Genomic DNA, 11,023 nt, shown 5'->3' on the forward strand with positions numbered 1-11,023 from the left:
CTCCGGGGGAGACGGCCTCCCGCCGGTGACCACATTCCGATCACTACTTCAGCTCCGGCGCACCCGCGGCCGAACCGAGCCACTCGGACTCGATCTTGGCGAGCTCTCCGGAGGAGGTCAGCCTGTCGATCGCCTCGTTCACGCAGCCCACCAGCGGACTGCCCTTCTCGAAGACCGCGCCGAAGACCTCGGGCGTGCCGGACGCGGCGCCGAACTGGCCGATGATCCTGGAGTTCTCGACCTGGGCCGCGGTCACGTAGAAGGCGGTGGGCAGGTCCACCACCACGGCGTCGACCTGCTTGTTCTTCAGGGCGTTCACCGCGTCGATCTGCTCGTTGTAGACGTTCAGCTCGGCCGAGGGCCGGATGACGTCCTTGACGGCCTGCAGCGAGGTGGTCCCGACCTGCACGCCGATCTTCGCGTCCTTCAGGCCCGCGAGGTCCGTCGCGGAGGCGATCTTCGAGCCGTCCAGCGCGACCACGGCCTGTTTGACGGTGTAGTAGCCCTTGCTGAAGTCGACGACCTTGGCCCGGTCGGAGGTGACGGAGACCTGGTTGACGTCGAAGTCGAACTGCTTGGCGCCGGGGGCGAACGCGGAGTCGAACTTCACCGTGGCCCAGGCGATCTCGGCGCCCTGGAAGCCGAGCTGCCCGGCGATCGCGTGGGCGACGGCGCTCTCGAAGCCCTTGCCGTTGGCGGGGTCGTCGTCCTTGAACCACGGCTCGTACGCGGGCTTGTCGGTGCCGATGGTCAGCTTGCCCGCCGTCCTCAGGGTGAGCCGGTCCTTGGCGCAGGAGGCAGGGGCCGCGGAGGAGGACGCGTCCGCCCGGGTCGCCGGGTCCGACGCCGGCGCACAGGCCACCGCGGTCACCGCGAGGGCGCCGAGCACGAGCAGCATCGAGGGACGGGCCATGACAAACCTCCAGAAAAGAACAACAACCCCCGAATTGTACGTATGTGCAGTGACTACCAGTAACACGTCTCGCGATGCGGATACGGGTACGGCTCGGGGACGGAGGCCGACGGCGGGAGGGCGCGGTGCGCGACAACGGGGAACAGCGGGAGACGACTCACGAGAACCGGAGACACCGGCAAGGGCCCCCTCCCACGGACGGGGAGAAGGCCCTTGCCTCAGACGGTCTCAGGCGGTCGATCAGGCCGCGACGACCTCGATGTCGAGGGCCGCGGAGACCTCCGGGTGCAGCTTGACGCTGACCCGGTGGGAGCCGAGGCTCTTGATCGCGGAGGCGATCTCGATGCGACGGCGGTCGAGCACCGGGCCGCCGGCGGCCTTGACGGCCTCGGCGACGTCGCCGGTGGTGATCGAGCCGAAGAGACGACCGGAGTCACCGGCCTTCGTCTTCAGCACCACCTTCAGGGCCTTGAGCTGCGAGGCGACTTCCTTGGCTGTGCCGAGGTCACGGATCTCGCGGGCGTCGCGGGCCTTCTTGATCGAGGTGATCTGCTTCTCGCCACCGCGCGTCCACAGGATCGCGAATCCACGGGGAAGCAGGTAGTTGCGGCCGTAGCCGCTCTTGACCTCGACGATGTCGCCGGGGGCACCGAGGCCGGTGACCTCACTGGTGAGAATGAGCTTCATTTGTCCGGACCTCCTTAGCGCGCGGTGCTCATGTACGGCAGGAGCGCCATCTCACGAGCGTTCTTGATAGCGGTCGCCACGTCACGCTGGTGCTGGGTGCAGTTGCCCGTCACCCGGCGGGCACGGATCTTGCCGCGGTCGGAGATGAACTTCCGAAGCAGCGCCGTGTCCTTGTAGTCGACGTAGGAGATCTTGTCGTGGCAGAACAGGCAAACCTTCTTCTTGGGCTTGCGCAGTGCCGGCTTGGCCATCGTGGTGCTCCTCTCAGAGCCCCGCCGTGCGGCGGGAATGGTCGCTGCGGATATGGACTGGTTTTCGAGATGCGGTCCGCGGTCGCCCGGGGGCCACCGCGTGGAGACCTAGAAGGGCGGCTCGTCGCTGAAGTCGCCGCCACCGCCGCCGAAGTTGCCGCCACCCTGCGGCTGGCCGCCGCCGAAGTTGCCGCCGCCACCGCCGAAGCCGCCGCCACCCTGGGGTGCGGCGGGCGACGCGGAGGCCCACGGGTCGTTGGCGGGACCGCCGCCGAAGCCGCCGCCACCGCCCTGACGGGCGGTCTTGTTGACCTTGGCTGTGGCGTTCCTCAGGGAGGGGCCGACCTCGTCGACCTCAACCTCGTAGACCGTGCGCTTCTCGCCTTCCTTGGTCTCGTATGACCGCTGGCGCAGCCGTCCCTGAACGATGACCCGCATGCCGCGCTGCAGGCTCTCGGCGACGTTCTCCGCCGCCTGCCGCCACACGTTGCAGGTCAGGAACAGGCCTTCGCCGTCCTTCCACTCGTTGGTCGTCTTGTCGAGGAACCTCGGAGTGGATGCGATGCGGAACCGGGCCACCGCTTGCCCCGTGGGGGTAAAACGCAGCTCCGGATCGTCGACGAGGTTGCCGACGATGGTGATCGTGGTGTCGCCTGCTGCCATGGCTAGCGCTGCCCTTCCTGCGACCTTCGCGGTTATCGGCTCAGAGTACGGCTGGCACCCGACAAAAGCCGGGGTTAGTGCACGTCCGGGCGGAGAACCTTGGTGCGGAGGATGCCCTCGTTGAGGTTCATCTGCCGGTCGAGCTCCTTGACCGTGGCGGGCTCCGCGGTCAGGTCGATGACGGCGTAGATGCCCTCGGGCTTCTTGGCGATGTCGTAGGACAGCCGACGACGGCCCCACACGTCGACCTTCTCCACGGTGCCGCCGTCATTGCGGATCACCGTGAGGAACTGGTCGAGGGAAGGGGCGACCGTGCGCTCATCGAGCGAAGGGTCGAGAATGACCATCACTTCGTAATGACGCATGCTGACTTCCAACCTCCTCTGGACTCTTGCGGTCACGACACCGTGCCGTGACAGGAGGACGCCTGCGTCTTCGTCCCGGACGCCCATTTCGGCGACCGCGGCGGCGGGCGGGCCATAACACGCCCATGCGACGCAGGCCGTGCCAGCCTACCAGGGCGTCAAGGGTTGGACCGTCACATCGCAGGGCACCTCCTGTGGCAGAGAAGGAGGTGACGGCGATGGCGCGCGCGTTCCGTCCCGGCGGGGGCCGGCTGTCGCGGCTGCTGAACAGTGACGGCAGACGGCACCCCGTCCAGAACGTGCTGAGCGTCGTCACGATCCTCTGCGGACTGGTGGCCTTCGTGACCGCGTTCATCCCGAGCGCGCACGCGGCCGCCGCCTGGCTGGGCGTGCTGGGGTTCACCGGAGGTCTCTACTCACAGTACGTCTCGGCGACGACCCCGGAGCGCTCACTGAACATCGTGGGCATCGTGGGCTCGTTCGTGGGCGTGGTCCTCGGCATCTATCACGGCGGCTTCTTCCCCTGACGCCGTGACCTGTCCCGCGGCGCCCCGAATCGCCGGAGACCAGGTCACGAGGGGCTAGCCGCCCAGACGCAGGTCCACTCCCAGCAGGACGAGGAACCACAGGAGGACGGCCAGCAGCGCCTCGGCGACGTTCTTCAGGAGCGTGGGGGTGATGTAGTGGTGGATCCAGGCCACGTAGAGACCGACCAGGATGTAGATCAGGCCGATCAGGCTTATCCCTCTGCGGTAGTAGGCCATTTTCCGGCTCCTCGGGGTTCGGCCCGCCGGAGGCGGGCGGGGACGCGCCGTGCGACTGCCCCCGTACGGCTTCGCGAAACGGCTACGCTCGAACACATGCCGCTTATCGGAGCTCATGTCGACCAGGACGACCCGCTGGCCCACGCCAGAGCGCGTGACGCCGAGGTCGCGCAGTTCTTCCTCGGGGATCCGCAGGGCTGGAAGGGCCCGGTCATCGGTGATCGGACGCGGGAGATCAGAGACTCCGGCGTGGACGTCTACATCCACGCGCCCTACGTCATCAACGTGGCCACCGCCAACAACCGGATCCGCATCCCCAGCCGCAAACTGCTGAGCTCACACCTGGCCGCGGCGGCCGAGCTGGGCGCGAGGGGCCTGATCGTGCACGGCGGGCACGTGGGCGCCGGCGACGATCCGCAGCTGGGCTTCGACAACTGGCGCAAGGTGTTCGAGCGGCTGGAGGAGCACGAGGTCCCGGTGCTCATCGAGAACACCGCCGGCGGCGGCAACGCGATGGCCCGCAGGTTGGAGAGCATCGCCCGGCTCTGGGACGCGCTCGACGGCTTCGACGTGGGCTTCTGCCTGGACACCTGCCACGCCCACGCGGCCGGCGAGGAGCTGGCCGACGTGGTCGAACGGGTCAGGGCGATCACCGGCCGGATCGACCTGGTCCACTGCAACGACTCGCGGGACGCCGCGGGTTCCGGCGCCGACCGGCACGCCAACCTCGGCGCGGGCCGGATCGACACCGAACTCATCCTGGCGATGTGCCGGAGCGCGAACGCGCCGATCGTGGTGGAGACCCCGTCCGGCGGGCAGGCTGAGGACATCGCTCTGCTCCGGAAGAGCCTGTAGTTCGCCGTCCACAGCCTGTGGATAACTTTTCTGGATTACTTTGCCGTAAAAGTGGGTAAAGGCATCTACCCCACCCAGGCGCCGTCCAGAAAAACCAGCGTGTTGAGCACCATCAACGGACCCGCCACCAGGGCGTAGGCGACGAGCACCCACCGTCTCCAGCGGGGGCCCGGGGTGCTCGCGCGGGCGACGAGCAGAAAGAGCGGCCACCAGAGCACGGCCGAGCGCGGGATCGACAGATAGTAGGCGGAGCAGACCAGGGCGCCCACCTGGAGACCCACGTAGACGAACTCGCTCCACCGCCGCAGGTGGAGCAGGACCAGCACGAGCCCGATCCCGACGACGGCCCCGGCGATCTCCAGCCGGAACGCCCAGGCGAACCGCCCGTCTCCCATGGCCGACTGCCACGTGGTGATCAGCGACTCCCACGGCCACACCAGGTGCCGCCCCCAACCGGCCTCCTGCGCGTGCTTCCAGGCCAGCCAGTCGCCGCTGCGGGCGTGGTGATAGGCGGAGTAGAGCACCAGCGGCACGAACGGCGGCACCAGCCACACCGCCTGCCGTACGGGCCGCCGCGCGGTGCGGAACTCGACGATCAGCGCGAGGGCCAGGAAGAGCCCGGTGATCCGCATGCAGGAGGCGCCCGCGGCGAGAACGGCGGCCAGGGGCCACCGCCCCCGGCGCGCCGCGAGCCAGGCGGGGACGGCGAAGGCCAGGAACAGGGCCTCGCTGTAGCCGGCGAACAGGAAGACCGACATCGGCCAGAGCAGCAGCGCCAGCACCGCGCGCCACCCCGTTCCCCGCGGTCCCTCGAACTCGGCGAGCCTGGCCAGCGACGCCACCGCGACGGCGCCGGCCACGAAGGAGATCAGCAGCCCGGCGAGCCCCCAGTCGCCCACAACCAGATGGACCGCGCGGAGCGTCAACGGCATTCCCGGGAAGAACGCGGGCAGTCCCGGGTCCGGCTCGGCCGCGGGGTCGCCGCCGTACCCGTACTCGGCGATGGTGATGAGGAGTTTGGCGTCCCAGTGCTCCCAACGGGCCGGGAACGGCGCAACGGCCTCTCCTCCCGCCATGGTCCCCGCTCCCACGACGGCGAGGACGACGATCCCCAGCCGGGAACTCAGCCAGAGCAGGAACGCCTCCAGCACGGTGGCGCGGGAGGTCTCAACCGGGGGGATCATACGCCGGAATTCTGGCGGACCACCCCACGTACCTGCTAGTCGGAAATGTTATGACATTGGCTACTCTCGCAGCCGACTGGAGACCCGGATCAGGAGAGCGCGAGCCGGAACCTGTCGGGAGCCCCGTCGAAGACGCCGCCGGCCTGATCGTCGATCCCGGCCTGCCGGATCACGTCGTGCTCCGGCCTGAGGACGTCCCGCACCACGAAGGCCATCATGATCAAAATGGTGATCGCGCGCCCCCACACCGCGGTGAAATAGGTGTCGGAGGAGATGCCCAGGTCCTCGTTGCCGGGCTGCTGGGCGACCAGGTAGAGCCAGATCGCGAAGAAGTACCAGCACTCGGCGATCTGCCAGAGCACGATCGGCTTCCAGTTGGGCCGGGCCAGCACGGCGAAGGGGATCAGCCAGAGCACGTACTGCGGCGACCACACCTTGTTGGTCAGCATGAACGCGGCCAGGACCAGGAAGCACAGCTGCATCAGCCGGGGCCGGGTGCGAGCCGTCAGCGCGAGGACCGCGATCGCCAGGCAGAACACGCCCAGCGACAGCACGCCCAGCGTGTCGAGCCGGTCGGGGTCACCGAGGATCGGCCACTGCTTCTGGTTGAAGAAGTACCAGATCGAGCCCCAGTCGGCCGCGCGCTCCTGGCTGAAGACGTAGAACCGCTTCCAGCCGGTGAAGGCGGAGAGCATGATGGGGACGTTGACGGCGAGCCAGATCCCCACGGTGCCGCCGACCGTCTTGAGGAACGGCTTCCACCTGCCGGTGCGCAGGGTCAGCAGGAACAGGGGGCCGAGGAACATCAGCGGGTAGAACTTGGTGGCGATCGCCAGCCCGAGCAGGATGCCCGCCAGCCACTGCCGCCGCCTCGCCCAGGCGAGCAGCGCCCCCAGGGCGAGGGCGTTGGCCGCCAGGTCCCAGTTGATGTAGGCGGTGAGGATCAGCGCGGGGGCCAGGGCGTACCACAGGGCGTCCCAGCGGCGGGTCGGCCCCGCCAGCGCGGCCATCAGCAGCACGCCCACGATCAGGCAGGCGGCCATCAAGATCACGGTCAGGTCGTAGAACGCGGTACCGGGCTCGCTCATGGACGTGACGATCCGGCGGAAGAACTCCATGATCCCGCCGATGCCGACGGGATACTCGACCGGATGGTCGAAGTACGGGATCCGGCCCTCGTTGAGCTTCTCGTTCCACCACAACGGATAGATGTCGGTGTAACAGAAGTTCGTGAACTGCAGGGTCCCGTCGGTCCACGCCCCCCCGAAGCGGCAGGGCCACTTCCACAGGTAGGCGAGCACCGCCCCCAGCCCCGCGAACAGGGCCAGGGGGATGTAGGGAACGGCGCGCGTACCGAGGTCGGACAGTGCGTCCCGCGTCGGCCGGGCGCTCCTCATCAGGGGCGCTTTCCACTCGGCGTGGGACTCGGCATGACCGCCGCCCCGGGGGCCGCGCCGGTGTTGCCGAAACCACCACCGCCGTCGCCGGGGGAACGCTGGTTGCCGATGTCACCCGGGGTGTCGCACGAGCCGTCCCAGGGCAGGCACTCCCTGCCCTCGGGCGGGCTGGTCTCGCCGCCGCCGTTGTCGTCGGGCCAGCCGTTGTCCGGGTCACCGCCGCCGTCGTCGGGCGGGTACGCCTCGGTCGGGGTCGGGATGGGTGCCGGCTTGGGCGCGAGGTTCTTGTCCGTGCCGACGTTGGCGCGCGGCGGGAACTGGATGACCTCCTTGCCCTTCATGGCCTCCGCCATGAACGCGCGCCACACCCGGGTGGGGTACGTGGCGCCCTGGATGTCGCCCAGCGTCACCTCGGCGTTCGTCTTCACGACCTGCCGGTACATACCGACCGCGGTGGAGAGCTGCGGGGTGAAGCCGACGAACCAGGCCTCCTTGTTCTCGTCGTTGGTGCCGGTCTTGCCCGCCACCGGCCGGTCGTAGAGGGCCGCGGCCCCGCCGGTGGCGGGGGCGGGTTTCACGACCTGCTGAAGCGCGAAGGTGGCGTCGGCCGCGCTCTCCGGGCTGATGACCTGGGTGGGCTGGGTGTTCTCCTTGAGCACCGTCACCTTGTCGTGGTCGACGACCTTGATCACCACATGGTTCTCGAAGTGCTTGCCCTCGTTGGCGAAGATCGAGTAGCCGCCGGCCTGCTGCACGGGGGTGACCGGGCCGGAGCCGATGGTCAGGGCGAAGGCGTGCTTGCCCTCGGTCTCCTTGAGCCTCTGCTCGCTGAGACCCGCGCCGGCCGCGACCTGGATGACCTTGTCCAGGCCGACCTCCATGCCCATCTGCACGAACGCCGTGTTGATGGACTCGGCGGTGGCCCTGACGGTGTTCACCGAGCCGCCCGGGACGTCGTGGGAGTTTTTGATCGGGGCGGTGCCCGGCGCCTTGATCGGCCCCTTGCCCACCAGATAGCTGTTGAGGCTGTTGCCCGCCTCCAGCCAGGCGGCCAGCACGTAGGGCTTGAACGCCGACGCCGCCTGCTTCTCGGACATGAAGGCGTCGTTCCACTCCTGCTTGGCGAAGTTGGAACCGCCGTAGAAGGCGATGACACGCCCGTTACGGGGATCCACCGCCGCCAGGCCCGTGTGGATCTCCGGAGAGAGTCCCGCGGTGGTCTCCTTGACGGCCTTCCTGGCCGCCACCATCAGGTCCTTGTCGAAGGTCGAGTAGATCCGGTAGCCGCCCCGCTCAACGTCCTCCTGGTTGATGCCCCTCCGCTTGAGCTCCTTGAGGACCTCGGTGATCATGTACCCCTTGATGCCCTGGTAGTAGTCCTTCTGGCGGTAGACGATCCGCTTGGGAGCCGTGGGGGACTTGGTGGGCAGCGCGCCGTACTGGCCGGGGTTGAGCAGGGCCATGCCGTCGATCACATATTTGTAACGCTCCTGGGTGGGGGCCAGGTTCTTGGCGTTCTCCGCCCGGTCGAACGCGTCGGGGTTCTGGATGCGGCCGGCGAGATAGGCGGCCATCTGCGGGGTCAGCTCACCGACGTTCCTGTTGAAGAACGCCTGGGACGCGGCCTGGATGCCGAGGGCGCCACGCCCGAAGTAGATGGTGTTGAGGTACTGCGCCAGGATCTGTTCCTTGCTGATGTCCTTGTCGAGCTTGATCGCGACGAAGATCTCCTTGATCTTTCGCTTGAGCGACCGTTCCTGGCTGAGGCCGTCGTAGTAGTTACGGGCCATCTGCTGGGTGATGGTCGAGGCGCCCTGGACCTGCTCACCGCTGACCGTGCTCCACAGCGATCGGGCCATGCCCCGGAAGTCGATGCCGTTGTCGTCCCAGAAGCTGCGGTTCTCCGCGGCGATCACCGCGTCCTGGACATGCTTCGGGATCTTGTCGATGTCCACCAGCATGCGTTTGACGCCGAGGCGGGCGAGCACCGACTTTCCGTCGCCGTAGTAGATGACGCTCCCCATGTCGTCCACGCTGTCCTGGGTGGTGCGGGGGACGGGCGTGTTGGCGTAGGCGACCGCGATCATGCCGAAGACGCCGGCGGAGAGGACCACGAAGCTCGCCATGACGATCTTCCAACTGGGCAGGAAGCGTTTCCACCCCTCGCGCCCGGCCCTGTCACCGCCGTCTCCGGAACCCGGAGGCCCTCCCGGTCCTCCCGGTCTTCCGGGGCCCGCCGGCCCTCCGCCGTCTCCGGGTCCGCGCCCGGCGGGGCCCGCCTGACCTCCGGCACCCATGGGACCGGCGGAACCGCGGGCACGCCGTCCACGCCCCGCCCCGCCGGGACCGCCGGGACCGTTCGGGCGGCCCGCCCTCGCCTGGGCGGCCATCATGGCCTGGGTGTCCTCGAAGGCGGCCTCCGGCCGGCGCCCCCCGGCCGGGTCGGTCTCCTGGCGCCGCATCCCCCCGCTCGGGGGGGCGGCTTCACCGCGGCCCGGCCCGGCGACCCGAGGGTCGAACTCCGCTCCCTGTGGCGGCCGTCCCTGGGGTGGCCCCCAGTTCGCGTCCCCGATCCCGGGAGGCGGGGACGGGGGAACCTCACGGGGAACGGCTCCTGCGCTTGAGCGACGGCGCCGCCCCGGACGAGCCGGGGCATCGGGGGCCTGTCGGCGCCCGTCCGGCTCCGGGTCATGGCTGTGGCTGTAACTCACGCGTCCTCGTTCGGTCATCGGGGTCTACGACGGCGGGCAGGCGGGTGAGACTACCGCCTGACCGCGGTGGATCTCGTCGCCTTGGCTCACTGGTAGCCGGTCTATTCGGGTGGATCTCCGTTCCCGAGGACGAACGAGACCGTCAGGTGGTTCCGAGAACAACCTTGGCAGACCTCTTCCACACGAGCGTGGAATTCCCCGTATTGGAAAACGTTCCCGATCACGCGAGGGCCGAGATCCGCCGCCGCTCGCCGTGACCACATGAGCGTCACACTACGGCTTTTTACGGTTTGCTCCCAACCTCTTGGGAAAGTCGTTGATTGCATGGATATGTTTGGTGGACGTATCCTCAAGATGTATCGGCTCGATACATCGACACGAGAGGTGGTGGTTTCCCGTGGCCGGCGGACGTGGCGGCGTGTTGGAACTCGCCGTGCTCGGGTCGCTGCACGAGACCCCGCTACACGGCTATGAGCTGCGCAAACGGCTCAACGCTCTGCTCGGCATGTTCCGAGCCTTCTCCTACGGCTCGCTCTACCCCTGCCTCCGCCAGTTGCTGACCGACGGGCTCATCGCGGAGGACGATCCCGGCCCGGCCGTCACCGAGAGTCCCATCACGCTCACCGGGCGCCGATCGAAGATCGTCTACAAACTGACGGCGGAGGGCAAGGAGAGGCTCCACGAACTGCTCACCCAGGCCGGTCCGTCCGCCTGGGAGGACGAGAGTTTCGGGGTTCACTTCGCCTTCTTCAGGCACACCGAGGCCGAGGTCCGCCTGCGCATCCTCGAAGGACGCCGCAGCCGGCTGGAAGAGCGTCTCGACGGTGTACGCACCGTCCTCGCCCGGACGCGGGAACGGCTGGACAGTTACACCCTCGAACTACAGCGTCACGGTCTGGAGTCGGTCGAGCGCGAAGTGCGCTGGTTGAATGAGCTGATCGCCACGGAGCGGCGGAGCTCCTCGGCGGACGAAGAGTGGCCGTCCACGCGAGAAGGAACCTCTCGGGCGCCCTCGCCCGAAGCGGATAGCACGGGGCGGCGTATCGCCCCGGAAGACAAGTAACCATTGAGAGCAAGGGGAGCGAGTGCCATGGGTTCGGTGCGCGTAGCCATTGTCGGCGTTGGCAACTGTGCCGCGTCGCTGGTGCAGGGCGTTCATTTCTATCGGGACGCCGATCCGGGTGGCCGGGTGCCGGGCCTGATGCATGTCACGTTCGGGGAGTATCACGTCGG

The 11,023-nt window shown here is 68.3% G+C and carries 12 protein-coding genes and 1 pseudogene; 4 read left to right on the top strand and 9 right to left on the bottom strand.

Translation table 11 applies throughout. The features are described 5' to 3' along the window. Window positions 1–43: 43 nt before the first annotated feature. The 5 genes from ACWEF2_RS25040 to rpsF all read right to left on the bottom strand — a co-directional run bounded on the left by ACWEF2_RS25040 (window position 44) and on the right by rpsF (window position 2,879). Window positions 44–913, bottom strand: coding sequence for an ABC transporter substrate-binding protein (locus tag ACWEF2_RS25040; protein ID WP_453818787.1), 870 nt, complete (start codon window positions 911–913; stop codon window positions 44–46). Between the two features lie 240 nt (window positions 914–1,153). Further along, window positions 1,154–1,600: a 50S ribosomal protein L9 gene (rplI, locus tag ACWEF2_RS25045; RefSeq protein ID WP_355600181.1), complete on the bottom strand. Its 447-nt coding sequence runs from the start codon at window positions 1,598–1,600 to the stop codon at window positions 1,154–1,156. Window positions 1,601–1,614: 14 nt separating this feature from the next. After that, window positions 1,615–1,851: a 30S ribosomal protein S18 gene (gene rpsR, locus ACWEF2_RS25050; protein WP_012895699.1), complete on the bottom strand. Its 237-nt coding sequence runs from the start codon at window positions 1,849–1,851 to the stop codon at window positions 1,615–1,617. Between the two features lie 108 nt (window positions 1,852–1,959). Beyond that, window positions 1,960–2,514, bottom strand: coding sequence for a single-stranded DNA-binding protein (locus ACWEF2_RS25055; protein ID WP_355600180.1), 555 nt, complete (start codon window positions 2,512–2,514; stop codon window positions 1,960–1,962). A 74-nt stretch (window positions 2,515–2,588) separates the two neighbouring features. Beyond that, the gene (rpsF, locus tag ACWEF2_RS25060) at window positions 2,589–2,879 is read right to left on the bottom strand and encodes a 30S ribosomal protein S6 (protein ID WP_355600179.1); all 291 of its coding nucleotides are present in this window, start codon (window positions 2,877–2,879) and stop codon (window positions 2,589–2,591) included. A gap of 218 nt (window positions 2,880–3,097) precedes the next feature. On the opposite strand from rpsF, the gene ACWEF2_RS25065 reads away from it, so the two are divergent. Then, window positions 3,098–3,406: a hypothetical protein gene (locus ACWEF2_RS25065; RefSeq protein WP_453818788.1), complete on the top strand. Its 309-nt coding sequence runs from the start codon at window positions 3,098–3,100 to the stop codon at window positions 3,404–3,406. A gap of 54 nt (window positions 3,407–3,460) precedes the next feature. Here the strand turns inward: ACWEF2_RS25065 and ACWEF2_RS25070 are convergent, their stop codons facing one another. Further along, window positions 3,461–3,643, bottom strand: coding sequence for a hypothetical protein (locus tag ACWEF2_RS25070; RefSeq protein WP_453818789.1), 183 nt, complete (start codon window positions 3,641–3,643; stop codon window positions 3,461–3,463). Between the two features lie 96 nt (window positions 3,644–3,739). Between ACWEF2_RS25070 and ACWEF2_RS25075 the strand changes: the two genes are divergently transcribed. Next, a complete protein-coding gene (locus ACWEF2_RS25075) occupies window positions 3,740–4,498 on the top strand; it encodes a deoxyribonuclease IV (RefSeq protein WP_453818790.1) in 759 nt (252 codons plus the stop codon). A gap of 65 nt (window positions 4,499–4,563) precedes the next feature. Here ACWEF2_RS25075 and ACWEF2_RS25080 read toward each other — a convergent pair whose 3' ends face one another. From ACWEF2_RS25080 to ACWEF2_RS25090, 3 genes are all read right to left on the bottom strand, one after another. Continuing rightward, on the bottom strand, window positions 4,564–5,682 hold the full coding sequence (locus ACWEF2_RS25080) for a hypothetical protein (RefSeq protein WP_453818791.1): 1,119 nt from the start codon (window positions 5,680–5,682) through the stop codon (window positions 4,564–4,566). Window positions 5,683–5,771: 89 nt separating this feature from the next. After that, the gene (locus ACWEF2_RS25085; protein ID WP_453818792.1) at window positions 5,772–7,079 is read right to left on the bottom strand and encodes a glycosyltransferase family 87 protein; all 1,308 of its coding nucleotides are present in this window, start codon (window positions 7,077–7,079) and stop codon (window positions 5,772–5,774) included. Beyond that, window positions 7,079–9,205 carry a transglycosylase domain-containing protein gene (locus ACWEF2_RS25090; protein ID WP_453818793.1) on the bottom strand — a complete coding sequence of 709 codons (2,127 nt, stop codon included), beginning with the start codon at window positions 9,203–9,205 and terminating at the stop codon, window positions 7,079–7,081. Before ACWEF2_RS25090 ends, ACWEF2_RS25085 begins: the two co-directional genes overlap by 1 nt. A gap of 982 nt (window positions 9,206–10,187) precedes the next feature. Here ACWEF2_RS25090 and ACWEF2_RS25095 point away from each other — a divergent pair. Together ACWEF2_RS25095 and ACWEF2_RS25100 are read left to right on the top strand one after the other, a co-directional pair. Next, window positions 10,188–10,853 carry a helix-turn-helix transcriptional regulator gene (locus ACWEF2_RS25095; RefSeq protein ID WP_453818794.1) on the top strand — a complete coding sequence of 222 codons (666 nt, stop codon included), beginning with the start codon at window positions 10,188–10,190 and terminating at the stop codon, window positions 10,851–10,853. 27 nt (window positions 10,854–10,880) lie between these two features. After that, a pseudogene (locus ACWEF2_RS25100) lies at window positions 10,881–11,023 on the top strand (inositol-3-phosphate synthase); the annotation flags it as partial.

The sequence above is a fragment of the Streptosporangium sp. NPDC004631 genome (assembly GCF_053601935.1).